Annotated in this window: 15 protein-coding genes; 7 read left to right on the forward strand and 8 right to left on the reverse strand. The window is 40.6% G+C overall.

What is annotated here, in order from left to right:
- Window positions 1-83: 83 nt before the first annotated feature.
- Window positions 84-1,103, forward strand: a complete 1,020-nt coding sequence (locus tag LQ227_RS00375; RefSeq protein WP_230147731.1) for an SDR family NAD(P)-dependent oxidoreductase — start codon at window positions 84-86, stop codon at window positions 1,101-1,103.
- A 182-nt stretch (window positions 1,104-1,285) separates the two neighbouring features.
- Window positions 1,286-2,101, forward strand: coding sequence for an AraC family transcriptional regulator (locus LQ227_RS00380; protein WP_230147733.1), 816 nt, complete (start codon window positions 1,286-1,288; stop codon window positions 2,099-2,101).
- Window positions 2,102-2,341: 240 nt separating this feature from the next.
- Here LQ227_RS00380 and LQ227_RS00385 read toward each other — a convergent pair whose 3' ends face one another.
- The 8 genes from LQ227_RS00385 to LQ227_RS00420 form a co-directional block, all read right to left on the reverse strand.
- A complete protein-coding gene (locus LQ227_RS00385) occupies window positions 2,342-3,820 on the reverse strand; it encodes a glycoside hydrolase family 30 beta sandwich domain-containing protein (protein ID WP_230147735.1) in 1,479 nt (492 codons plus the stop codon).
- A 133-nt stretch (window positions 3,821-3,953) separates the two neighbouring features.
- On the reverse strand, window positions 3,954-5,126 hold the full coding sequence (locus LQ227_RS00390; protein WP_230147737.1) for a glycoside hydrolase family 88 protein: 1,173 nt from the start codon (window positions 5,124-5,126) through the stop codon (window positions 3,954-3,956).
- Window positions 5,127-5,128: 2 nt separating this feature from the next.
- The gene (locus LQ227_RS00395; protein ID WP_230147739.1) at window positions 5,129-6,322 is read right to left on the reverse strand and encodes an alginate lyase family protein; all 1,194 of its coding nucleotides are present in this window, start codon (window positions 6,320-6,322) and stop codon (window positions 5,129-5,131) included.
- Window positions 6,323-6,325: 3 nt separating this feature from the next.
- Window positions 6,326-8,788, reverse strand: coding sequence for a glycoside hydrolase family 2 TIM barrel-domain containing protein (locus tag LQ227_RS00400; protein WP_230147741.1), 2,463 nt, complete (start codon window positions 8,786-8,788; stop codon window positions 6,326-6,328).
- Between the two features lie 89 nt (window positions 8,789-8,877).
- Window positions 8,878-9,762 carry a polysaccharide lyase gene (locus tag LQ227_RS00405; RefSeq protein ID WP_230147742.1) on the reverse strand — a complete coding sequence of 295 codons (885 nt, stop codon included), beginning with the start codon at window positions 9,760-9,762 and terminating at the stop codon, window positions 8,878-8,880.
- Window positions 9,763-9,982: 220 nt separating this feature from the next.
- Window positions 9,983-11,857, reverse strand: coding sequence for a RagB/SusD family nutrient uptake outer membrane protein (locus LQ227_RS00410; RefSeq protein WP_230147743.1), 1,875 nt, complete (start codon window positions 11,855-11,857; stop codon window positions 9,983-9,985).
- A gap of 11 nt (window positions 11,858-11,868) precedes the next feature.
- Window positions 11,869-14,955 (reverse strand): SusC/RagA family TonB-linked outer membrane protein, encoded by a 3,087-nt coding sequence (locus LQ227_RS00415; protein ID WP_230147744.1) that lies wholly within the window; start codon window positions 14,953-14,955, stop codon window positions 11,869-11,871.
- 624 nt (window positions 14,956-15,579) lie between these two features.
- A complete protein-coding gene (locus LQ227_RS00420) occupies window positions 15,580-17,406 on the reverse strand; it encodes a 7TM diverse intracellular signaling domain-containing protein (RefSeq protein ID WP_230147745.1) in 1,827 nt (608 codons plus the stop codon).
- A 510-nt stretch (window positions 17,407-17,916) separates the two neighbouring features.
- Here LQ227_RS00420 and LQ227_RS00425 point away from each other — a divergent pair.
- From LQ227_RS00425 to LQ227_RS00445, 5 genes are all read left to right on the forward strand, one after another.
- On the forward strand, window positions 17,917-18,480 hold the full coding sequence (locus tag LQ227_RS00425; protein ID WP_230147746.1) for an RNA polymerase sigma factor: 564 nt from the start codon (window positions 17,917-17,919) through the stop codon (window positions 18,478-18,480).
- 87 nt (window positions 18,481-18,567) lie between these two features.
- Window positions 18,568-19,698: a FecR family protein gene (locus LQ227_RS00430; protein WP_230147747.1), complete on the forward strand. Its 1,131-nt coding sequence runs from the start codon at window positions 18,568-18,570 to the stop codon at window positions 19,696-19,698.
- Window positions 19,699-19,844: 146 nt separating this feature from the next.
- Window positions 19,845-23,282, forward strand: coding sequence for a TonB-dependent receptor (locus tag LQ227_RS00435; RefSeq protein ID WP_230147749.1), 3,438 nt, complete (start codon window positions 19,845-19,847; stop codon window positions 23,280-23,282).
- A 40-nt stretch (window positions 23,283-23,322) separates the two neighbouring features.
- A complete protein-coding gene (locus tag LQ227_RS00440) occupies window positions 23,323-25,152 on the forward strand; it encodes a RagB/SusD family nutrient uptake outer membrane protein (RefSeq protein ID WP_230144211.1) in 1,830 nt (609 codons plus the stop codon).
- 32 nt (window positions 25,153-25,184) lie between these two features.
- Window positions 25,185-26,513, forward strand: coding sequence for an IPT/TIG domain-containing protein (locus tag LQ227_RS00445; protein WP_230144210.1), 1,329 nt, complete (start codon window positions 25,185-25,187; stop codon window positions 26,511-26,513).
- Window positions 26,514-26,533 lie beyond the last annotated feature (20 nt).

Here is a 26,533-nt window from a genome sequence, read left to right on the forward strand (position 1 = left end):
AACAAAGTAAATTGACACGCTAAACAAAATCCACCTTTGAGTAACCGCCTACATTTGTCCTATAACATTTAATCAAAAACAAAATGGAAAAAAACAATTATCAAGGCGCGTTACAACACCCACTGGGGTCAGGTTTTAGCGCTACCTCAACAGCAGCAGTAGTCATCAAAGGCATTGACCTTAAAGGAAAGATCGCCATCGTGACCGGTGGCAACGCCGGCATCGGTCTGGAAACCACAAAAGTACTGGCCTCAGCGGGTGCAACCGTGATCGTACCGGCAAGGGACATCGAAAAAGCAAGGAAAAACCTCCAAGGCATTCCTAACGTGGAAATCGAAATAATGGATCTTGCCAGACCTGACACTATCGATGCGTTTGCTGAAAAATTTCTGGCATCAGGCAGACCACTGCACATACTCATCAATAATGCAGGAATCATGTGGGTGCCTTTGCAAAGAGACAGCCGTGGTTTCGAATCACAGCTATCCACCAATTACTTTGGACAGTTTCAACTGGTTGCAAGATTATGGCCAGCACTTAAAGATGCTCATGGGGCACGCGTAGTTAACGTTTCTTCATTGGGTCACCACATGGCACCCTTTAATTTCGATGATCCCAATTTCGAGCACAGGGAATATCAAACGCTCCTTGGATATGGACAATCAAAAACTGCCAGCAACCTTTTCGCGCTCGAATTAGATAACCGCGCAAAAGCGCATCAGGTAAGGGCCTACTCCTTACACCCCGGATCGATCGCTGGAACAGAACTAGCCAGGGATGCCGATATGGAACTGTTCAAACAAATGGGCTTTTTTGATGAAAACGGCGATATGCGCCCAGAAATATTGGCCAGTCTGAAAACCATTCAACAGGGTGCTGCAACATCCATTTGGGCCGCCACCAGTCCACAGCTCAACAACATAGGAGGTGTTTACTGCGAAGATGCCGATATCGCCGAACTGCTGTCAGAAAATCCTTCCATTCAAACTGATGCTAAACTGCACCAAAGTGGCGTAATGGACTATTCATTGGATGAAAGCAGTGCTAAAAAGCTATGGGACTTGACCGAGGAAATGACAGGAATTAAATTCAACGTGAACTAGGCCATGAAAAACTTAAAAGGAAAACCGCCCTGATTACCGACGGAAACAGCGGCATCGGCTATGCTGCTGTTAAACAGCTGAAAGAAAACGGAGCATAGGTGATTATCACTGGCTCAGCGTATCTGTCGATGGCGGCCATTGCATCTCATGGAATGTAATGAAAAACCAATAACTTTATCACAATGGAACATATATCCAAATACCTGACCAAGGACATCAAGCTTTCCAGCTACGAAGATAAGCTGTTCAAATCCGACCTGATGTTTGATGACCATATGCTTGTATGGTTCATTTCCGGTGAAACCAAGATCATACAGGCAGAATCCACTTTTAGTTTTAAAACGGGCGATATTTTTCTGATCCCAAGGAACGAACTGGCTACAATCATCAACTATCCGAAAAACGGCCTGCCGCATAAAACCGTGGTAATGCATTTATCTACCGAGCGGTTAAAAAAGTTCTATGAAAAAACCGAGCACAACAAGAAAACACAGCCCCAGCAGAAAATATACCGTTTCAGCAACCACCCGCTACTGGAAAGCTGTCTGGCTTCCCTGATCCCCTATTTTGATGTGGAAAGTGAGTTCCCGGAAAGCCTGGCCACCCTCAAAATTGAAGAAGCGATCAACATCCTACGGCTGATCGATCCCAGTATAGATAGTGTTCTTGCCAACTTTGATGTTCCGGGCAAGATCGACCTGATCGATTTCATGCAGCGCAACTTCATGTTCAACATGCCCCTGGAAAAACTGGGCTACCTGACCGGCCGTAGCCTGTCCACCTTCAACAGGGATTTTAAAAAACTGTTCCATACCACGCCCCAGAAGTGGCTGACTGATAAAAGACTGGAACTGGCCTATTACCACCTGACCGAGAAAAAGAAAAAACCCAGCGAGATTTACCTCGAAGTCGGCTTTGAAGACCTCTCCCATTTTTCCTTTATTTTCAAAAAGAAATACGGCGTTTCTCCTAATCGGCTTCCCTTAAATAGCCAATAACGGATAGGTTGCTTTAATAAGCTACAATAATGAAAATCAAGGAAATTCATACTAAAAAAGTGGATTTTAAATATCGCTGAGTAATTTAAATTCCTATTCCATTTTATTCTCCCCGATACTATTTTTTTTATTAGTACTTAGCTTTTTTAGCCAAAGCTAACTTCTGTTACATCAAGAAACAATGAATACAAAATAGACATATCACCACTCCAATGTAGAAAAAAGCAATTAGTCCTCCTATTATTCAACTATCAATGTGGCTATGGAATGCGGCAAGCTGGTGGTTGTAGCTGCCTGACCTTTTATCCATAGGCTATACTTGATTTTTTCATCTGATTGATTCATCACAACCACAACAAGTTTTCCATCTGTATTCAAAAAAGAGGTCGTTTGCAGAAGATCACGACTGGATGCTGTGGCAATTCTTCTGGCTCCGGGACGGATGAATTTTGAAAAATGCCCGATGTAATAGTAGGCATTGGTATAGATTAATTTATCCTTCTTAGTATCGGCATGTACCGGGGCAAAACAAAAATTCCCTACATGGTTTGGGCCACCGTTTTCATCTAAAAGAATATTCCAGTCCGTCCACGCTGCAGTTCCGGCATTAAAGTCATTGATCATTGAATAGCCATAGCGCTCGCCTAAAGTCCAATCATCCAACTTCTTTACATCATACTTTTCTTTACATCCCTCGGTAAAAATTAGCGCTTTATCCGGATAGGCTTCATGTGTCTGCCTTACATTTCCAAACTGCATGTCACTTCCGGTCCACGTTTCATACCAGTGGAAACCAATACCCCAAACGTATTTCGCAGCATCCTTATCATTTAAAATGGTAGTTGCTCTTTGAAAAATTTGATCGCGGTTATGATCCCAGGCAATCAGTTTCTTAGAAGATAGACCTGATTTATGGAGTGTAGGGCCTAAGAAGTTTTTTATAAAATCACGCTCCTCTTCTGCAATATACACACAGGATTCCCATCTCTGTTTAGCCATTGGCTCGTTTTGAACCGAGAGACCCCAAACTGGAATACCCATCGCTTCGTAAGCTTTAATAAACTTTACATAATGATTTGCCCAACTTTGGCGATATTTGGGCAATAAATGTCCTCCTTGAATCAGACTGTTGTTGTCTTTCATCCAGGCAGGTGGTGACCAAGGACTCACGTATAATGATAATTTACCCCCGGCAGCCGCAGTTGCCATTTTAATTAAGGGAATTTTAAACTCCTTATCGTGAGCAATGCTAAAAGTTTTTAAATCTTTATCATTATCCTGAACATAAGTATAACTTCCGTTGGAGAAATCACAGCTCGCAATATTTGTACGGGCCAAGGTGTAACCTATACCTTTATCTTTATCGTAATAGGCAGTAAGCAGTTCTTGTTGGTTTTTACTGGAAAGTTTGGCAAATGTTTCTGCAGAGGCATCAGTCAATGCGCCGCCAATGCCTACCAAAGTTTGATATCTGATGTTGGGATCAACGAAAATTGTTGGTTCCGTTTCAAAGGGTTGTCTATTCTCTGCAAAATTTAATGTTTCAGTTTTGCTGATGCGATAATCAGATTTGCTCGCTGTGGTGTAAACCACAACTTTTTTATTTCCAAGCACATATCCCTGAAGGGGTTTACCGGTTGCTCCAACACTTTTTTTGTGCTGCGCCACTGCACCAAATGTGGTCGCGAACACTAATAGGAGGCTTATATTTTTTTTCATTGTCCTTTAAATCATTATATACTTAATGCATTTCTTGATAACTTCATAATGCATGTATTAGGAGATCATTCTTGCCGCATTGCAACCAGAAATGATAAGTACAATATTGCGAAACCCAATAGTTTTTCTCCTATTACTTACTCCTCAAAAGCGCTTCCAGATAATAATAATCTGCATAATTTATGGGTACATCAATTTCTGATTTTGCCGGAAGATGCCCAGTACTATGTTCGAGAATGAAGCCATAATTATTACCAAATTTACTTGTATATTTTGTGTTCAGGCTGGATAAAATTTTATCAGCTGAGGCTTTATATTTTTTGCCTTTTACACTATATTTTGCGAGCTCATAAAGTGCAGAAGCGGTGATTGCTGCAGCGGAAGCATCCCGGGAAACATTTGGAATATCAGGGTCGTTGTAATCCCAATACGGAATACCGTCTGCAGGTGTAATTTCGTTATTCAGTATAAAACCCGCAATTCCATCTGCCTGAGATAAGTATTTATCGTTTTTTGTTTCGCGAAAACATAGCGTGTATCCATATAAAGCCCATGCCTGACCACGGGCCCATGCCGATTCGTTTGCATAACCCTGTGCCGTTATTTTCTGAAGTATATTTCCAGTCTTGAGTGTATCATAATCAACTACGTGATAAGAACTAAAATCTGGTCGGAAGTGATTTTTAATCGTATTATCTGCATGGGACACAGCGATTTTATAAAAGGATGAATCACCCGTCATTTTGGTCGCTTCAAACAGCAATTCAAGATTCATCATATTATCAATAATTACCGGATATTTCCATTTATCACCATTATGATCCCATGATTTTAGCACACCTGCAGTTTTGTTAAATCTGGTAGAAAGCGATTTAGCCGCCTGAATAATAACGCCCTTGTAAGCGGTATCTTTTGTTAAGCGATAGCCATTTCCAAACGGGCAGTAAATCATAAAACCCAAATCGTGAGTACCACGATTGTATTGCTCTTTCTTGATATCTGCAGTATATTTCTTAGCAAGGTCAAGCCACTTTTTATCTTTTGTGTATTCATAAAAATACCAGAGTTCTGCCGGAAAAAATCCACTTGTCCAATCTCGCGATGCTACCATTTTAAACTGCCCCTTTTCTACAGTTCTTGGAGATACCAGACTGGGTTTAACCAGACGCGCCGAATCAACATTTTTAACCAAAACATCAGTTTGTTTTGCCGCTGCAGCAAAAGCTTGATTTACGTTAACTTTTTGAGCATTTGCTGAGCCAGCTAATAACATACAATATAACGTTATCTTAATTTTTAAATTCATATTTATAACCATATTAAAGGATTGCGAACGGGTAAATTCCTAATGACTTCTTCTACCTGAGGTGCATGGTCTAGTTTTTCCCAGGTGGAATACCATTCATGCTGATTGAACTGAACCGCTCCGAAAATTAAAAAGGGTTGTGCAACAGGCCAGTTTTCCCAATACATTACATCGGCTTTTAAAGGCCATTTATTTTTTTCGGCTATAAAAGGATAAAGATAATCCAGACCTTTGCGGATCGATTTTCCATCTGCTGTTGTAAAACTCCAAAGATCATCATTTGGAACGGACAAAATCTGGCAGAGCATCACCATCGCATCGAGGTTAAAAATTGAATATCCATAGGGTTTTGTTCTCACCATTTCTAAAGGAAAACTACCATCTGTAGCCATTTGATTGGGCAGTAAGATGGTTTTATAACTAATGCGCAACGAATCGAGCATTGACTCATCTTTACACAATTTAGCGAAAGATGCCACTTGCATCGCCCAGCACGTGGCATGATTATTTTTAACTGTTTTTTCTTGTATACCTGGTTTGGAGGTATTCAGCCACAGCGTATAATTGGCAAACCATTTTTTAATTCCAATGGAGATAGATTTATCAAATGCCTTTGCGTTTTCCATCACCAAAGCACCTTGAGCAACTTCCATTAAATGAATGGTATCGATAATACCATAATTTCTTCCGGTAAATCTACCCTTTACTGCTTGAGCAAATAAAAGATTTGGATTCATTAAGGTTTCAGGATTTATAAACCATGCCTGAAAATGTTTAACCGCATGCTTTACATAACTTTCATTGCCTGTTATTTTATAGGCTGACGCCAGTGCACCGATGATTTTACTAAAACGAATCATGGCTTTTCTATGCCCGACAAAATTATCCGGGTTCGTTAATCCATCTCGGTTGATATAAGGTCCATCCGGATTTTTCGGGTCGGGCCAGAAGTAATCTGCTTCCGAAAAAAAATCATGTTTGCCGCCAGCACTTCTCGGCGAAAATGATGCGGTAATAGTAATCGGCTCTTGTTCCATTGCCCATTTTGCCTGATTTAAAATTTGCTTTTTAAGCAACGCAATAGTTTGTTTCTTAATATCAGCAGGCAGCTTTCCCTTATTCAAAATATTGACAGAAAATGCCGTCCCTGCGATATAAAAAATAATAAACATTAAAATAACCAATGCTCTTCTCATAACTTATAATGTTTCAAAAATGGTTGGCATGCCTTCTGATCTCACCGATGCAACACTTTTGCCTTTATTTAATTTTACTTTGATAATTGCTCTGCCATTGTAAGCCTGCACTTTTCTCGAACCGGAAGATGTTCCCAAATCATCAATTAATCTTCCATCACCCGTTAACCCAAAATTTACCCAATTTGTTGCATCCAGACACTGTATTCCAGCTTCATCAAAAAGCTTAACCTCCAAGATTGCAACATCTGCCTCCTCATTTATTTTGGTTAGGGTCATTTTAGCGGCTTTAGTCCATTTCTCTGTTTGATAGATAAATTTTATCTCGTCGCTTACGGTAACCTTACCTTTTTTAGCTACAACTTTAACTGTATTTTCTCCTTTAAGAAACGGAAGGTTCCAACGTAAACCCGCAGCGGGAAAATCCTGGCTGTTTCTTTTCTTTATCCCAAAGCTTTTTCCGTTCAGAAATATTTCTGCTTCCGTACAATTAGCATAAACTTTTACCATTTTTTCCTCTCCCTCATCACCCCATCGTACTGGCCAGCTATGCCCATAAATATGAACCATTGGCTTATCGGTCCAATACGATTGAAAAACATAATAAGCCTCCTTCTTAGTAAAATCTCTTTCTACAACACCCTTCTGGTTCATGTAAGGTACCGGATTATCAGGACGAACAGGGGTAGAAAAATCTTTGAATGGCCAGTATGCCGAACCACTTAGCCAAGGCATGTTTTCCTGTTCTTTAAGGTGCCAATCAATCAAATTGGTGATGTAGGATTCACTCCAATCGCCATCTTTGGATATTCTTGCGGCACCCCCAAATAATGAAGCATCACCTGCCCGCTCATCAGCGCTTTCACCGGTTTTAATTTTACTTAGGGCTTTATCAGGATTTTCCGAATGTCGCATGGCATGGCTATCACCTCCCCATTCTACATGTAAAAAGCGCTTAACTTTAGCAAATTCATCTTGAGAAACCTTTTTATAATCAGTATAGGCACCACGGTACCAACCCGCCCAAATGGATGGAGAATATACATCAACTATATCGGCACAAAAATCGCATCGCCGGATTGCTGTATACCTGGATGAATCAAGTTTGTGGGAGCGTCCATTAAGTTCTTTCATAAAGGTTCTGATTTTTTCTTTATTAAATTCAGCAAAATCTCCCGGCCAATCGTTTTCATTTCCCAAGCCCCAGATAATAATGGAAGGATGGTTATAATGTTGCTCAATCATATTTGTAAGCATCTTTCTGGCCTGTTGTTTATAAGTTTCGCCGCCTAAACCACCCCGACACCAAGGGATTTCTTCCCAAACCAAAATGCCCAAACTATCGCAAAGGTTCAACACAATTCTCGATTGCTGATAATGCCCCAGTCGGATAAAATTAACGCCCATATCCTTCATCATCTGCATCTCTGTGCGAATCATTTCCTCGCTCATTGCTGCCGCAACACCTGCATGGTCTTCGTGCCGATGGGTACCACGCAACAGTAACCGTTTTCCGTTTAAATTAAACGGACCTTTCTCTACGAAATTGATATTTCTAAAACCTATTTTATCTTCACTTTTATAACTGCCTGTGGATGAAACGAGATCATAAAGCAGGCGATACTGCAAGGGTTTATCTGTCGACCATAATTGCGGTTTATTGATCTGCAAGCTCCATAATTCAGTATCGCCATTTAAATTATTAAGCTTTTTTTCCTGCTGTGCAACAACCTTTCCTCTTGGATCGATTAATTTAAGATGGATAGTAGCATTTTTTAGGCCCATAGGATCGTAAAATCTTCCGCTTACATTTAATTTACCCAATTTCCCGTGGGCATCTACTTCAGCTTTAGCAAACATTTTTTCAACAGAGAGTGGCGGAACATAAACCAAGTTTAAATAGCGATAAATTCCTCCATAAACATTAAAGTCTGATAGATCGGAAGGAATCATTTCCAAATCTCTTGAATTATCCGTACGGATAGAAACTGGCACCTGCCCGTTAAACTGCTTTTGGTAAACTTCCTCTTTTTGAAATGCGGCAACCGCATCTGTAATGTCAACCGTCCATTCATCGTAACCACCGAGGTGAGCTGCAACTTTTGTAGTGTAAACATAAACTTCTGTCTTTTGACCAGCACCTTCGAAATGCAAAATGGTTCTACCATTTTGATAAGGATTTTCGATTTTAAGCTTTGTGCGGTACCATGCGGGGCCCTGGTAATAGTTCACATCAGGGTCTACCGCATCTGTAGCATTAACGCAATGCGGTAAATTCACCTTTTCCCATAATGGAACGGATTCAGGATTTCCCAAGCCCACAGGTCGGACCGCTTCCCAGACCCCTCCTAAATCCTGTTTAAGAAATTCCCAGCCAGCATATAACCGCATTGATTTTTGTGCAAATGCTATATCGGATGATAACAAGAAACTGAGGACAATAAGATATCTGGCTATTTTTTTCATATATAATAATAAACAAATTATTTTTTTTGCTTGCGGTCTTATTGTTTTAATGATTTTGATGGTGGTTATCAAGCTTCACCATCAAAATGCTATTGAATTTTGTTTACTACTAAATCATCAAAGTAAATATAACTAGTCTGACTGGAACCCCAGACAACAACGTCCTTTCCACCCCTGAAATTATGGAAGGATAGTCGCTTAATTAGGCGCTCTGCATCGTTTGTCGTCCAGCGAATAGACTGATCTAATACTGTTGCACCATTTATAAGTACCTGTACCCAACCATTTTTAGTAGATCCGGTATTACTTTTCACATAAAGATGTACCGTATAGGTATTTCCTTTGACAAGGCTTCCGCTTGTTGGATAAGATCTTCCAAAGGTATCTCCACAGGGACCAGCCATATCTCTATGATAAACATAAGGTTGAAAATAGACTCTGTTACCATTATTGTACCACATTAATCGCAGACTTCCTCCATTTCCATCGGTGGGAATGTCACAGCCTGTATTGCCTTCTCCTATAAGAAAGCCAAATCCTACCTTTCCGCCCCTACTCCAATCGAACTGACTATGAAAACGAACCTTAAATGTGGCCTCATATGCAGAACCATCAGATAGGTCCGCGCCAGCGATAAGTCCGTTGGACACGGAGTTTGGAGCCAAGGTTGCTCTGGCCCACCCACCTGATATGTAGGCACGGTCTTCGTTCCAGCCCGTCAGTGCAGCCATGCCGAAATCGCTACTTGCTTCACTGTAAGAATATGAACCATCGGGATGATTAAAACTGGTATTGATGTTGCTTGGATAAGCTTGAGCGGCAGCCGCTGCCATACTTTTATTTACCAAAAGTTTTTCCGAGGTAACAATGCCCTGGTTTGTCTCTGAAGAATCTTTCGAACAGCCTAGAATAACGCTGAAAAAAATCAACATGGCCATACCAGTTGATTTAGATATTATAATTTTAACACTCATTTTAATTTGGTTTTAGGTTTAAATCTGGTTAGATATTTCTTATTCGTGCTTTACTGTCCTGGACAGCCATGTGCATCGTTTTGCTTTAGTTTCTTATTAATTTATATATGTACTTAAAATATTTTGATTTCATACGGGTCAGGAAAAGAGCAGTCCTTGTTTAAGGGGCTGCCCATTCTAATCAAAACCAAGTATATTCTTACACGGTCTTTATCTTCTATTAGGGTACCTTATCCAATGCGGGTACATTCTGATCATATCCTGCATAGCCTTTATTCTGGTTAATCCTGCCTTCAGTGTTAAACCGTTGTGCACTTGCCGGAACAGGCCATAAAACGTGATAAGGTGCAATTTTGTAGTTTACACCTTGTAATGTTGGCACCTGATTTTTATAAAAATCATTTTTTTCTATAATCCTGTCGTACATAAAATTATTATCAGAAAAAGTAGCAAGGCTATAACTCTTACCGTTATAAGCCGGCTTACCTGTTTGTGCAAAAATATATGCAATACGGGTAAGTTCTGTTTTGCGGGGCTCTTCCCAAAACAATTCACGGGCACGCTCATCCAAAATGGTTCCTATTGTTATTTGTGAAGCATTTGTTAACAACGTTGCATTAGCTCGGCTTCTCACTACGTTTAAGTCGGCCATAGCCAATCCAAGTTCACCTTTCCAATAATAAGCTTCTGCCCTAAGTAGATAGGTTTCTGCCAAACGGAATACGTACCAATCGGTATTTGTTCCGCGGGGTGGTGTCCAGTATGGGTCATTTGCTAACGCGTTGGTAGAATTGATGAAAACTTTATAATGTGGCCACCCAAACCAGTGACGAATGGTATCAAGTGCACCATTTGTGAAACGTTGTTTGATATTTGCATCCGAATACATTTGCAGAGGCTGACCATATAAGGCTCTATCCGCAGCATTTGTTGAGGTTTTCAATGCCGGGTTATTGTACACTAAATCTGTCATATCCATCCACATGCCTTTTGCATGTCGGTAATCGGTATTATCGGTCCAGATGTATTTTGTGCTGTAAGGCGTACCGCGGTATCGGCCAATTCCTCTACCGTACATTCTGGTCAGTGGAATTTCTGCGGTAACCAAATCCACAATTGCGGTCGCTCCTGATGGTGTTTTGACGTTTGCAAAATGCCAGGCGGGAACGGTGTTTCTCATCAGTTGTGAACCCAAGGCTGTAAAACCAGCAAAAGCTTCTCTATCAATCACTAAAAATAGTGCTTCCCTATTGGTAGTAAGCGATTTATTATCCATTCGGTGCAAATCCCAGACTACATTTTTTGTCAAATCAGAAGCGGTGCTTCCAAAGCGCGTGGTCATCATACCATATTTCCCACCAGAAATTACATTAGAAGCTGAAGCAATTGCATCATCAAATTTACCAAGTGCCAGATTTACTTTAGTTAGCAAATGGCTAACAGCACCTTTGGTTACATCCCCCTTATTGCCTCCATCGGTAACCCAGGTTTGGGCAAATTCAAGATCTGTTTTCATTTTGCCTAGGATTACTTCTCTTTTTGTGGAATAAAAATCTGCTTTTGGAAATTCCAGATCATTTAAAAGCAATGGTACATCGCCGAACTGATGAACAAGTCTGTAGTAATAATAAGCCCGGTAAAAATATGCTGATCCTAAAATCAGATTTTTTTCAGCTTCAGATGTATATGTTGGTTTATCAATGTTTGAAATGATTGTATTAGCTTGCCGTACCGCAACAAATTCATTATCCCAGTACCAGCCTATTTTGTTGAAGTCATCGCTGTTAAGATTGGCATCCGGAGTGATCCTAGAAATTAAATCCTGAGCGGGTGTGTTTTTATCGGTTGTTCCATCCACAGCAACATCTGAAAAAATCGATTCTGTTAGTAGTGGAGCAGAATCGCCAAAAAACTCTCTTCGCGTAGCCAATCCAAGACCATTAAGTGCGGCTTTCATAGCGGTAAGGTTGTTTAGATTTTCTGGTGCATAAGCGGAGAGTTGCTTTGAATCCAGATATGCTTTTTTACATCCAGCAAAGCCCAGTAATGCAGCGAAAGCAAATAGGATGGATATATTTTGATTTATTTTTTTCATTTTCATTTAAGTTATAAATTCACATTAAGACCTAAAGTGTAGTATCTTGGCGTAGGACCATTATTTTGCGGATCCCAAAATGTCCATGTTGGCGCATAGTAGCCTGCATTATTTACATTGGCATAAATTTTAGCGCTTTTTACACGAAGTTTAGTAAGCAAATCTGATGGTATCGAATAAGATATGGCTACGGTATTTAAGCGTATGAAAGAGTTATCCCAATACACATTATAGCTTGTTCCACTGGATCCAGAATTTAGTCTGGCATAATCGTTTATTGGGTTTGCGGGAGTCCAATACGGTAAAACATACGATGATGAGCGGGCAAATCCTACGCTACCAGGTTGGTTTTTTGCTGAATTATATTGTTTAAGCTGCCCCCAGTTGGCAAGCAATTGAAATGAAAAATCAAAATTTTTGAAAATATTGAATTCATTTCTCATGGCGAAGAAATAGCGTGGTGTACGGTAACCTAAAAACTTTTTGTCATTATCAGAATAGGCATAATCTCCGTCAACATCTTCCAACTTAAAGTCGCCGGGTTTAATGGCTGCCTTTGTAAATTTAGCGGCTTCGGCCATTTCACTTTGCTGCCATACACCCTGAATATTATAATCCCATATGATGTCGATATCTTTACCTATAAACCATCCATTTCCAGGGTCGTCCGTTGGCAAGGCAAGGGCAACAATTTTATTTCTGTTGAAGGAAAAATTGAAATTGGTATTCCATTTAACAGGACCATTAATAAGATTTTTACTATTCAGATTTAGTTCTCCTCCACGATTATTGATACGGGCAAGGTTTGAATAAACATTAGAATAGCCGCTAACATTCGGCAATGTCTGTCTAACTAATAAATCACTCGTTTTCTTGTTATAGGCATCAATAGAACCGCTAATGCGATCGTTAAGAATTGAAAAATCAAAACCAGCATTCATCGCGGTAGTTTCTTCCCACTTTAAGTCTGAATTGGCCATTTTCGCCCCAATCTGAACGGTGTTCACATCTGAGGCAGCACCACTACCATTTACAGTTTGGTATTTACCACTCGTTAACTGAGCAAGTGCAGCATATGGATCAACAGTTCCGTTATCAGGGTTACGTAAATCACGGTTACCATTAATACCATACGACAGACGAAGCTTCCCATAGCTTAACCACTTCTGATTTTTCATGAACGCTTCATCTGTAAATACCCATGCTAATGCTGCTGCCGGGAAGGTAGCGCGTTTGAAGTTTACGCCAAAAACGGAATAACCATCTCTACGAACCGAAAGGGTTAATATATAACGGCTCAATAAACTATAATTTATTCTTGCCATCAATGCATCTCCTGTATATACTTTATCTTCACTATTTGTTACCGGTTTGATACCGCTCGAAAGATTATGATAACTTAGCACGTCACTGGGAACGAAGCCTTCATTTGAAGCTTGTGTCCACCAGGTCTGGTATTTTTCAGCATTTGCCAATAGTGTTACATCCAGGTTGTGAATGTTGGAGAAGGTTTTGTTCCATTTAAGTAAATTATCCACCTGCCAGTTGTATCGGGTTTCATTAGCTCGTGTTGCAGATCCTCCGGGAGTTACTACATCCGGGTTTCTGGAAGATCGATAATCGAATGTTCTATAGAAATCCAGACCTGGACTAAAATTCAGTTGATAGGTGATTCCGAAAGGCAATTTTACACGTCCATAAACGCTTGCAAAAATTGTATTTTGCTTATTCATGCGTTCATTGTATGTCATACTTAAAAAAGGATTTCTGGCATTTAAACCGCTATCATCTGTTGGAATGCGCCTTAATTGCCCGTTTGAAAGGTATTTATCTCCATAAGGTGACAAGTTTAATATCTGAGCCCAATCTGCCTCGGTTGATCCGTCTCCTGTTCTGGCTTCATCTCTATCGGCGAATTGGACGTTCATACCCAGGGTTAACCATTTGGCTGCTTCGCCTTCAAGATTTATCCTTCCTCTGATTGCGGTATAATCACCACCTTCTATAACATTCTGGTTTTTTTGATAGTTTAAAGACATATAGTAGGAAATTTCTTGCTTCTTACCGCTCAAAGAAAGGGTATGATCCTGACGGAAACCAGTTCTAAAGATATCATCATACCAGTTAATTGTTTTTCCGGCAAGGTAATTTGCCTTCTCATTTGCAACAAGGCCAAGTCTGTTGAGCCATAAATCAACAGGATCACCAGTTTGCCCATTCATCCATTGGGTGAGGTTAACGCCTTCGGGGAGATTTCTAGGATCGTTATACAAATATTCCGGGGTTGTGGCACCGCTCCGCAACACATCACCTCTCCATGACAAAAATGCTTCATCCTGGTAAGGCCGCATGTTTTTAGCTACCTGGGCAAGACCAACATTGGTATTAAAAGTAATGGTTGGAGAATCACCTCTGCCCTTTTTTGTCGTTACCGCAATAACACCTGTTGCAGCTTTAGCTCCGTAAACCGCAAGAGAACTTGCGTCTTTTAAAACGTCTATTCCATCAATATCATTTGGATTAATATCAGCGAGCTGCCCATTGTAAATTACACCATCCAAGACAATAAGTGGTGAGGTTCCTGCACTTAAGGTCGACTTCCCCCTTACCAGTAAGTCTCCACCACCCTTGGCACTTGAACTAAGTCCAACAGACAATCCAGGAATATTACCTTTTAGTACATCTGCTATACTTTGTGGATTTTCATTTTCAAGCTGGGTTGCTTTTACGCTGGAAATGGCGCCGGTAGCATCACGTTTTGTTGTGGTACCATAGCCTATTACGACAACATCTGTCAGGCTTTTGGATTCTTCATTTAAAGTCACAGAAATGCTTGTTCTCTGGCCAACTGAAATTTCTTGCGTGGTGAATCCCACGGCAGAAAAAACAAGCGTTGCATTAGGCATAACTGATATTAAAAAGCTTCCGTCAGCTCCGGAGGATACAGCTGTCTGAGCATTCTTCACTTTCACAGAAATGCCTGGCAGACCTACCCCGGCTTTGTCTTTAATGGTTCCCTTCACAGCTATGCTTTGTCCAAAACACAGCGTAAATACAAAGCAAACCAATGCAATTAGTAAGGTAATGGTTTTTCTCATTTTATATTTGGTTTAGAATAATTGGATGACACAAACCTATTCTAAATATTTCATTTTCCAAACAAAAAAAATACATAACTATCTATTAAATAGATAGTTATGTTAATTTGTAATACGATATAGCAACAATGATATCGCTTCATAAAAGCGCTCCATCGTTTCCATTTCAAGTATGCTTATTTTTGATTAATACGGCTGAGCAACATCCTTTATTCGTTATTTTTTTTCAGAATAATAAATGCTATACGGCTTTTGGAAAGCTGATGCTGTATCAATCGCGCTGATCAATAAGCATAACTGGCTCATTTAATTTATTTGACTATAATTTAGAATTTATATACCGCATAAGGAATGAGGTTGAAATTGTGGCAAAAAATATATTATAGGGTATCGTATTTAGGTGATAGCGATAAATGCACAAATTTTTCAGACCGCGTAGGCTAAGTAAACTTATTTCATTTTAAGCAAAATGTTAAAGCTGTCATTTATATCAATGGGTTTTTAGATATGCAATACAATCTTTAACTGCGGGATGGAAAAGAAGTAATTTTCTGATTCGAATGTATCAACTAAAACACCATTAAAATTTGGATGGTATGCTGCTTGCTTTAACAATCAATATGATTACACAATTGCTGAATCCAAAAGCAGCTTTCCCCAATCCCCATCTGAATTTTTCTTAATCAAAGCTTTTTTATCAAGCAAAAGCTTTTGCATTTTCGAATTATAAGTCCAGCAGGTGCTTTGGCGAATGTTTAAAATCTCGGATAACTTATAGGAAGAGATGGTACCCTTAGAGGTATAGATCAGAATAAACATATACAATGCCTTGTTTATTGGTATTTTTGAATTCTGCAGGATGGTATGGGCAATTGCTGATTCATCATAACCGCACTTGGTACATCTTCTACTGAATGAGGTTTGACCTGTAGAGTGTTGCGTGTTCTGACACCGCCTACAGGCATATCCATGACTCCATTTCAGTTCGGAAAGGTATCTAAAACAACTATCCTTATCTGGATATATCCTGCTGAATTCCTCAAAATCCAATCCCTTTTGCATCACTCTTGCGCGGGTAACTTTCTCTATATTAAGATGAAGTTCAGAAATATCTTTTTTCAGTAAATGGTTCATCACTGAGATCTCTGCATTTTGTCTTTCGATGGTTACGGTCTTTTGCTGAATCTCCTGTGTACGTTCATTAACAAGAACCTGGAGTTGTTCATTTAGGGTTTGGTGTAAGTCATCATTTATTCTAAGCTGTTCAATAATCCTTTTTTGTACCCTGCTTTTTTTCTTTCTGAGTGTGCGTATCGCATTTCCTATCGCGAAGGAAACCAATATCATTTCAATAATAAAGCAGATACTTAGACTGTAATAGCTAAGGGTGCCATAAGGAATCCATTTCAAAAGCAGTAAGATCTTGAGCAGAAAACCTGCAACCAGAAATCCATAACCAAAAACTAAAAAGCTCGCCGGCCTGTAGCCAGATGAGAGTACAGAAATTCCGGCGCTGAAAGCAACTAGGAGAGGAATAAATTCAATAATCTTGAAATTAAATAAAGGGGTATAAATCAGGCAAGCGATAAAGAAGATGCCTCTTAAAAGAATGGTAATTAACACCAACTTATAAAAAAATGGTGATTTTGACTTGAGATATAAGAAATTACTAGTAAATAATAAACCGAAAATGCTACTCAAAAAAAGCGAAACGCCAAATCCATAAACATTGATATGAGGATTTGTAGGCCAGAGATATTGGAAGGCTATACCATCATTGCACATTTCATACGTACCGATACTCAAGTTATACAGCACATAAAATAAATACTGTTTACCCTTTACAGCAAAGTACATCAAAAGGTTATACAGGCAAAATACCGCTATCATCCCATAAAAAAGCCCAAATAACAAATATTCTCCCAAAGCGTAGCTGACAAACCATCTCAGATCCCGCAAGACAATAATCGTGCTTACTGAATGCGGTGATTTGATTCGAAGATAATAAGTGAAGATTTGATCAGTATGGTTATTTAAATCATATATGAAATTTTTATGGTCGTATCCTCTATTAGAAAAATCATAATTAGTCCCATAATAATTTGCCTTGTAGTTACCCGATTCATCAGGTGCATATAATGTCAACTCGCTTATTGACTGATCAAAAAACTCAAGTATCCATTGTTTTGAGCTCTCCTGATTATGACTGATTTTAAACCGATACCAATAAGCTGACCCTGTATTGTCATTTTTAGGGATTCTAAAAGTATTTGAACGGAATCTATGCTGAAATTTTTCACTTATTATCTGTCTAATATTCAATGTAGCTTTAGGATCTTCCAAAACATCAATCTGACCAAACGAAAGCATTGTATGTGGTGAATTATCCTGAATTTGTACAGTTTGCTGCGCCTGAATCGTCTGAGCGAAGCAAATTAATAATGTGAACAACGCGGGGATCCCTATAATTCTACTGTAAATGATAATACTAAATAAATTAATTACGCGATACAAGCGGGCGGACGACATCTGTTACATTAATGGTTAGAATAGTCCTAAAATATCAAAACATTATTTCAAGTCCAAACTTTTCTGCTTGAATTAATAACCTATAGTGGTTTGTAAATATTAGGATAGCTATGGGGATTTATAGGTAGATTTTTAAACAAAGAGTTAAGAGCAAAAAAAATGGGACGAAAATCTTCTGAAAAGACCTGGTTCCACTTGGGTCGACAAAGGTTCAAATTAGCAATAAATTCATAGCTGATTTGAAGGAAATCGCCGAATTAGGCACTAAGATGACAGCGTATGATGAGCTCGCTGAGGATAAAGGTGACTGCATCGAAATGCCAACAGCACTATAGAACAACAAGAATTAATCTCCTTTCTCTACAAAACCAGATAGAATTATAGTTTTTGACCATATTCATTATTTATGTATGTTAGTGCATTCCAAACCGAATGCCCTATAAACACTATAATGATCAGGAACTAACAGCCTTACTTAAGTCAGGTGATCAGCTGGCCTATGCTGAAATTTATCACCGTTACCACGCTGCCCTTTACATTCATGCATTTAAACGGCTTCAGTTAAGAGAAGAATGCAGGGATTTGGTTCACGAACTCTTTACCACATTATGGATAAAACGCGAGGAAATTACTTTTAAATCTACCCTTTCCGGATACCTTTATACTTCAGTGAGAAACAAAATATTCGACTTACTGGCAAAGCAAAAGTTAAAGAAAACATATATTCAATCTATTCAAGATTTTGCAGAAAATGGTTTGGTTACTACCGATTACCTCGTCCGGCAAAACCAGCTAAAGGCCATTATAGATCAGGAAATTGCTAACCTTCCTCCCCGCACGCGCCAAATATTCGAACTGAGCAGGAAAAACTTCTTAAGTCATCAGGAAATCGCCAAAGTGTTAAACCTGTCCGAACAAACTGTAAAAACGACAATAAACAATGCACTAAGAGTATTGCGTACCAGGCTTGGATCTATGTTGTTTCTCTCCCTCTGATTTTTTTTAAATTTCTTTACCCCCTAGGCTATTCTGCTTCGTCTTTAACCTCTGAATGCGGAAGGTACGCTCCTTCGCCGTCTAAGAATGATGCAAAAAGAGGAAATTAACGCGCTTTTACAAAAGAAACAGGCAGGTAACTGTACACCTGAAGAAATCAATTTTTTAGAGAGTTGGTATACCCAATGGAATAAAGATCTTCCCCTGGGTTTAACCGAAGAGGAACTACTTGAAGACCTGTTCATAATTAAAAAGATGACCAGTACCCTGCCAGCCGAAAGAAAGTTCAGCACATTAAGCCAAAAACTTTTAATTGCAGCATCGCTGCTGGTCATGGTAACTGTCGGGCTTTATTATTACCTGCATAGCCAACGCACGGATTACAATCTGGCGCTTCACGATATTCAACCCGGCAGCAACAAAGCCACTGTAACGCTGGCAAACGGCCAAAAAATTGATCTAAAAAATTTAACAGGCGGCGTAGTGGTTGATAAATCCGGACTGGAATATAACGATGGAACCGATATAAACGGAATCAGCTCAACGGAGGTAGCAGCGCAGCAACTGGTACTAGCCACCCCTAAGGGCGGACAGTACCAAATCACCCTCGCTGATGGAACCAAAGTTTGGTTAAATGCTGCATCCTCATTAAAATTCCTTTCCAGCTTTGCCGGCCAGAAAGACCGCCGGGTAGAATTAACCGGAGAAGCTTATTTCCAGGTTACACATAATGCCAAACAGCCCTTCCGTGTAATGAGCGCAGGCCAGGTTGCCGAAGATCTTGGAACATCATTTAACATCAATTGCTATGCTGATGAACCTCTAATCAAAACAACCCTGGTAGAAGGAAGCATGCAAATTCAAAGTTTAAAAAATGCTCAGAACGTAAAAACTGTCTTGTTAAAACCTAGTCAACAGGTTTCTATTGATGCTGAAGGTACGATAACCTCACGGTTGGTGAATACTGAAGAAACATTGGGATGGAAAAACGACAACTTCATATTCGACGGAGAAGATCTGAATTCGGCCATGCGCAAGATTGCAAGATGGTACAATGTGGATGTTGTTTATGAACCTGGCTTAAAAATAGGTACAACACCTATTCTGGATGGATTAGTATCGAGAAAAAGTAAGTTATCGGAAGTACTGAAATGGATAGAAACTGTTGGTGATGTCCGTTTCAAAATCGAAGGAAGGAGGGTAACAGTGATGAAATAATTACTACCCGATTATGCCAAATCACCAGGGGTGCTGGACACACCCCCGATAATTACTGGCATCCAGTTAATAAAAATTACTAACCAAAACCTGCAGTTGCCCACAATTTGACCTGAGCGGCCACTGCACAAACCAAATATAACAAAATGTATAGATTTTATGCCAGCAAATCGGGTATAACAGACCGTTATATCCGTAAAATATGGATGATTATGCGCCTAACCACCATCATACTCCTTTTCACACTAATGCAGGTAAGTGCGGCAAGCTTCGGCCAGCGCATTACCCTTAATGAACGCCGGATATCATTAAAAAGTGCATTAGAAAAAATCCATAATCAAAGTGGATATAATTTTCTATTCGACAGAAAAGTCCTCAACGGAATCAATCCCATTACCATTTCTATTGAGAATGAGGAACTGGAAACCGCAGTAAAAAAAATCCTCAATAACCTTCCCCTGGTCTATGTTATTGATGGAAAAACCATCCTGATCAAAGAAAAAGAAAGTTCACTTCTCGACAGGGCTGTTGACAAACTGAGCAGCATTTTCAGCAGTCAGGAAATACGGGGTAAAGTAACCGATTTAAAAGGAAACCCTATTCCGGGGGCAACCGTAATGATTAAAGGAACTAAAAAAGCAACCGCTACAGATTCGAATGGAAATTTTAAAATCCAGGCGGATAAAAATGAAACACTGGTCATCCAGATCGTAGGCTTTATCACCAAAGAAGTATTTTTGGGCGAACAGACAGAGCTCAGCATCAACCTGACGGAAGAAGACAAATCCCTGGAAGATGTAGTAGTAGTTGGTTATGGAAAACAAAAAAAGGTAACCATTACAGGCGCAGTTAGCACGATCAATATGTCGGATATGCAGACCCCTAACCGTTCACTTTCCAACTCTTTGGCTGGTAAAGTTGCGGGGGTTATCTCTATGCAGCGAAGCGGCGAACCAGGATACGACAACGCTTCTTTTACCATCAGAGGCATAGGAACTTTTACAGGAAATACAGAACCACTGATTATTATTGACGGCGTACAAAGGGATGATGTAAACAGCTCCTTTGGAGGATCTTACAACAACATCGATCCGGAAGACATCCAAAGTATTTCCTTACTTAAAGATGCTTCGGCTACTGCAGTTTACGGTGCCAGGGGAGCCAATGGAGTCCTTATTATCAATACCAAACGGGGTACTGCCGGAAAGCCATTGATTTCAATCAAAACCGAAGCCTCTATGTCTGGTCTCACCAAAACTCCACAAATGCTGGATGGTGTTTCCTGGATGAGGCTCTACAATGAAGCCAATATTAATGATGGCAATCAACCTGTATATTCAGAAGAAATTATCCAGAAAACGGCAAGTGGCCTGGATCCGTACCTCTACCCTAATGTAAACTGGATCAAATCAACCTATAAAAACTGGGCTCCAGGTTTTAATACCAATTTAAATGTAAGCGGAGGCTCTCAAAGCGTGAGGTACTATGTTTCTGCCTCTTTTTACAATCAGGATGGCAGTTATAAAGTGACCAAACAAAATGGCTATAATCCAAATTTAAATTTTAAAAGGTATGATTTCAGGACCAACCTCGATATCGACCTGAGCCCCACAACCTTATTATCGATGAATTTAGACGCGATGTTGGTGAGCAGCAGATACCCGGGTTTATCAGCAAGTAAAATCTGGTATAATGCCTATTTAACCCCGCCTATCGCTTTCCCTATCCAATATCCCGATGGATCGTGGGCTGGCCCGTTTAACAATGGAGGAAGCAATCCGCTCAACGAAATTCAAAATTCGGGTTACGCAACAGAATTCCGTCCCACTATACAATCCATTTTTTCCATCAATCAGAAATTAGACCGTTTTACACCTGGACTGAGTGCAATGGCCAGGTTCTCCTTTGATTCGTACAGTGAAAACGATAATAGGCGAACGGGAAGAAACAACCTTTTCCTGGCCAGCTCAAGAGATGCTGATGGCAACCTGATCCTTAACCAATCAAGGGTTGGAGAACAGTTTCTGGGTTACTCACAATCTTCAAGTGCAGAGAAAAAAATGTACCTGGAAACCAATATTACTTACGACCGCAGGTTTGGCCATCATCATGTTGGCGGTTTATTTTTATATAACATGCGTACCAGGGTAGTTAGCTCGGCAGGAGATGTAATTTCTTCTATCCCTTACAAAAACCAGGGTATGGCTTTCAGGGTAACTTATGATTATGCAGACCGTTATCTGCTCGAATTTGATGCAGGTTACACCGGTTCAGAGAATTTTGAGCCTGGCAAAAGGTTTGGATTTTTTCCTTCTGTTTCAGGGGGTTGGGTGATTTCGAACGAACCCTTTTTTAAAAACCAATCCGCTACTGTGAACCTGCTGAAAGTTAGAGGTTCTCATGGAATTGTAGGAAATGACCAGATCGGTGTTAATGCAGCCGGTTTGAGAAGGTTCCCTTATATAAGCCAATATGGCTCGGGAAGTTCTATAGGTTTAGGCTTTAATGGAACCATATTTAATGGGGTGACTGAAACCGTGTTCGGTGTAGAAAACCTTACCTGGGAAAAGGCAACCAAAGACAATTTTGGTGTTGAAATCGGTTTGTTCAATAAGCTCAACATCACCGTAGACCTGTACAAAGAAAGAAGAAAAAACATTCTGATTGCCAGGAGCTCACTCTCGGGCATTCTGGGTGTAACCGGAACTGTATTTGCCAATTTAGGGGAGATGAATAATCAGGGGGTAGATGCCAATGTGGAATACAATGAGAAAATTGGAAATGTATCGCTTCGACTTTATGGGAATTTCACCTATAACAACAATAAGATCGTTGAACGGGATGAACCAAAACAACTGTATGCCTATCAGCAGGCAACCGGACAGAAATTGGGAGACAACCTGATGTACATTGCTGAGGGGCTGTTCACCTCCACCCAGCAGATCGCCGCCAGTGCGAGCCAGTTTGGAGCAAATTTAAAGCCGGGAGACATTAAGTACAAAGATGTGAACAATGATGGGGTAATTAACAGCTTCGACAGGGTATATACCGGTAAATCAGACGTTCCAACCATTCTTTACGGATCAGGATTTACAGTAGGTTATAAAGGTGTAGATCTTTCTCTTTTCTTCCAGGGCATTTCGGGTGTATCTTTTATGGCAAACGGCTCGGCTGTTACCGGCGATGGAGCAACTGGTGCAGGCGTTGTACCTTTTACAGGCATGGGGCAATATCCTTCGGGTATGCTAGCCAGTCTGGAAAACAGGTGGACTGTTGAAAACCCGAGACAGGATTCCTATTATCCCAGACTGGGGATTTCCAATCAGAACAGCAATAATTATCAGCCCAGCACCTGGTGGTCTAAAGATGGGAGCTTTGTCCGCCTAAAACAAGCCACCTTGGGCTACCGGTTTTCGGATGCTTTGCTTACAAGGGCCTCGATTAAGTCGGTATACCTGTATTTAACAGGGCAGAACTTGCTTACTTTCTCCAAATTTAAATTGTGGGACCCGGAACTTGGCGCCAATGCGGCAGGATATCCTCCCTTAAGAACATTTGCACTGGGGCTGAAAGCATCACTTTAAAAAGACTTATTGATCAATTATAGCATTAAAAAATATTCTGATGAAAAGAAAATATTTAATCATTATAGCAACAGGGACATTATTCTTAACAAGTATATTATCCGCATGCAAACACCTGGACGAAAAACCAGATAACCTCCTCACTTCAGAGATCCTTTGGAGCAACCGCGCAAATGCAGAGTCTTACCTCTACAACATTTATGGTGCGGTGCTCGAAATCGACTTTGCGCATATTGGCATCAGCGATGAAGCATCTGTTTCTATCCCGGGTACAAATGTAAGACAGATGGTTGCAGGAAACTGGAGCCCGGTAAATGCCTACTATGACCATTGGGACCATTACTATACCGGCATCAGATCAACTTTTATTTTCGAGGCCAACGTTGGACGTGTACCCGAATCGCAGCTGAGTTCGGCTTTAAAAACTCAGTATAAAGCAGAGTCAAAGTTCTTAAGGGGCTGGTTTTATTGGCAATTACTTAAACAGTACGGGCCGGTGGTAAGATTAACAACCGCGCTTGCACTGGATGAAGATTTTAATAAATATCCACGAAATACTTTTGATGAATGCAAAGACTATGTGAACCAGTTAATGGATGAAGCAGCCGTTGATCTGCCGGTAAGCTGGGCTTCCTCCAGCAACTATGGTCGGCCGTCAAAGGGGTCTTGTCTGGCAGTAAAATCGCAACTTGCACTCTGGGCCGCCAGTCCGCTGTGGAATGGAAACCCGGCGTTCAGCTCGCTAAAAAATCAGGATGGGAAAGCGCTCGCGCCTACCTCCTATGATCCAAATAAATGGAAAATTGCTGCAGATGCTGCGAAAGCGGTGATGAACCTCAATGCTTATAAGTTATTCACCAATCTGGATAACGGTGGTACCAGGTTTGATCCATATTTTTCTGTACGCGATCTTTTCCTGGCCAATTGGAACAGCGAAATCCTGTTCTCCAGAAATTCGTGGAACTATTGGGGATACACCAAAGCATCCTCACCAAATCCAGGGGGGATCAATCTGTATAATGCCACTCAAAACGTAGTTGACGCCTTCTATATGAACAATGGCCGCTCCATTGATGATCCATTATCTCAATATAACGAAACTGGTTTTGCAGAAAATAACAGTGATCAGAGCTGGGGACATAAAAAAGGCCAATGGAATATGTATGCCAACAGGGAGGCCCGTTTTTATGCGTACATCCAATACAATGGCCGCCCGGTGTTGCCCGCCCCTACTGTTGATGATAAGAACTATTATTCTTCAGCTGGCAATGTTGACGGTACCGGACGTATAGAATTCTATTATTCAGGTAAAGCCGGCGCTAAAGCCACCGGAATTACCAATAACATCACCGGTTACAATTTTCTAAAAAACATCAGCCCGGCTGATAACATCAGGCAGGATGCTACCAATTACAGGCCCTTCATCATTATGCGTTATGCGGAGATTCTACTCAATTATGCCGAAGCTTTAAACGAGTACGATCCTTCCAATCCCGAAATTGTCCAGACCATAAACCTGGTAAGGACCAGAGCAGGCCTACCGGGAATTGAAACTGTATATCCTAATGCAGTTGGAAACAAAGAGCTCATGAGAAAATACATCCTTAAAGAAAGACAGGTAGAGTTGTGCTTCGAAGGCGACAGGTATTATACCCTGATTAGAAGACTGCTACTCGGCGCTGCCGAAAACCAAACGATCTACACCATGAATGTGAATGAAGACGACGGTGGACTTGGATTTGGTTTTACCTCCTTTTACAAACGTACCTTATTTCAAAAAAGAGCCTGGGAGAACAAAATGTACCTCTTCCCTATTTCTCAGTATCAGCTCGACCGTGATAGGGCCCTGGTACAAAATCCAGGTTGGTAACTAAAGCATTAATGTATTTAAGAAAGAATTAAATGAAAAAATTCATCCATATCATAGCAGAACGTTCGCACTTGTTAAGCTGCACAATCTGTATTTTGCTCCTTGTTACAAGCTGCAAAAAAAATAAAACCGATGGCTTTGATCCGTCTTCACCGATTGCTATTTCAGATTTTATTCCCAAAAAAGGTGGCGGTGGCACGGAAATACTCATTACCGGAACTAATTTTACTGCTGACGTTTCTAAAATCTCTGTGGTTTTAAACGACTTGCCCCTCAAAGTAATTGGAGCCAGCGCCACACAGATTATGGTGGTGGTGCCAAAAAAATCAAAATCTGGCCTGATAAAAGTGAAGATAGAAAATAAGGAAATTTTAAGTCAGGCCATTTTTAACTATGAATACACAAGAACTGTAACCACCCTTGCCGGTTCTGGTAACGCAGGATTTGCCAACGGTAAGGGAACAGATGCCTCTTTCAACTTTTCCGGTCAAAATTGGTACAGAAGTTCAGGCATTGTGGTAGACGATCAACTCAATGTTTATGTAGCTGATCCAGGTAACCATTGTATTCGCAAAATCGATCCGGAAGGAAATGTGAGCACCTTTGCAGGCAATCCGGCCCTTGCGGGCTATGCGGATGGCAAAGGCACCGCTGCAAATTTCTCTTTGCCATACGACCTCGCCATTGATGGCAGTGGAAACATCTATTGTGTAGATCCCGGCAACTGGGACATCAGGATGATCAGCCCGGATGGACAGGCTAAAACATGGGGTTTTGGTAGTCAGGCGCCCTGGAGCGTTGCTTTTGACAAAAGCAGCGGTAAGCTTTTCTATGCAAGCTGTTCCAGCCCAGGAAGCGTTTACCAGATCGATGCACAAGGCAGCACCAAAGAAATCATCTCCGGTCTCAATTATCCTGCGGGGATTAAATTTGACCATGCTGGTAATTTATTTGTATCTGCGCATGGCGATCAGGTGATCAGAAAGTTCAATGCGGGTACCTGGCAAGGAAGCATTGTTGCGGGCCAACAGGATAAAATAGGTTATTTAAATGGCGACCCTAAATCGGCTCAATTTGCTTACCCATGGGGCATTGCTATAGATGGCAGCGATAATATTTACGTTGCCGGCAATGGAACCGGTGGTGGCAGCACCAGCAATCCTGATCAAAGTATCCGATTGGTACAAGCGAATACTTATCAGGTGAGCACCTTTGCAGGGAGTAGTGTAGCCGGATATACGGACGGATTTGGACAGCAGGCATCTTTCAGTGCACCTGGCGGTGTTGCAGTAGATAAAAACGGAACCGTTTATGTATTGGACAAAAACAACAACAGGATCAGAAAAATCATTTCAGAATAATTTAGTTCACGAGGTAATTT

Source organism: Pedobacter sp. Bi27, from assembly GCF_918698255.1.
Classification (GTDB): Bacteria; Bacteroidota; Bacteroidia; order Sphingobacteriales; family Sphingobacteriaceae; genus Pedobacter.

What these genes read in the sequence shown, in the direction of transcription:
- LQ227_RS00375 (WP_230147731.1), top strand. Translation starts at nt 84, where the DNA reads ATGGAAAAAAACAATTATCAAGGCGCGTTACAACACCCACTGGGGTCA.
- LQ227_RS00380 (WP_230147733.1), top strand. Translation starts at nt 1,286, where the DNA reads ATGGAACATATATCCAAATACCTGACCAAGGACATCAAGCTTTCCAGC.
- LQ227_RS00385 (WP_230147735.1), bottom strand. Translation starts at nt 3,820, where the DNA reads ATGAAAAAAAATATAAGCCTCCTATTAGTGTTCGCGACCACATTTGGT.
- LQ227_RS00390 (WP_230147737.1), bottom strand. Translation starts at nt 5,126, where the DNA reads ATGAATTTAAAAATTAAGATAACGTTATATTGTATGTTATTAGCTGGC.
- LQ227_RS00395 (WP_230147739.1), bottom strand. Translation starts at nt 6,322, where the DNA reads ATGAGAAGAGCATTGGTTATTTTAATGTTTATTATTTTTTATATCGCA.
- LQ227_RS00400 (WP_230147741.1), bottom strand. Translation starts at nt 8,788, where the DNA reads ATGAAAAAAATAGCCAGATATCTTATTGTCCTCAGTTTCTTGTTATCA.
- LQ227_RS00405 (WP_230147742.1), bottom strand. Translation starts at nt 9,762, where the DNA reads ATGAGTGTTAAAATTATAATATCTAAATCAACTGGTATGGCCATGTTG.
- LQ227_RS00410 (WP_230147743.1), bottom strand. Translation starts at nt 11,857, where the DNA reads ATGAAAAAAATAAATCAAAATATATCCATCCTATTTGCTTTCGCTGCA.
- LQ227_RS00415 (WP_230147744.1), bottom strand. Translation starts at nt 14,955, where the DNA reads ATGAGAAAAACCATTACCTTACTAATTGCATTGGTTTGCTTTGTATTT.
- LQ227_RS00425 (WP_230147746.1), top strand. Translation starts at nt 17,917, where the DNA reads ATGCCCTATAAACACTATAATGATCAGGAACTAACAGCCTTACTTAAG.
- LQ227_RS00430 (WP_230147747.1), top strand. Translation starts at nt 18,568, where the DNA reads ATGATGCAAAAAGAGGAAATTAACGCGCTTTTACAAAAGAAACAGGCA.
- LQ227_RS00435 (WP_230147749.1), top strand. Translation starts at nt 19,845, where the DNA reads ATGTATAGATTTTATGCCAGCAAATCGGGTATAACAGACCGTTATATC.
- LQ227_RS00440 (WP_230144211.1), top strand. Translation starts at nt 23,323, where the DNA reads ATGAAAAGAAAATATTTAATCATTATAGCAACAGGGACATTATTCTTA.
- LQ227_RS00445 (WP_230144210.1), top strand. Translation starts at nt 25,185, where the DNA reads ATGAAAAAATTCATCCATATCATAGCAGAACGTTCGCACTTGTTAAGC.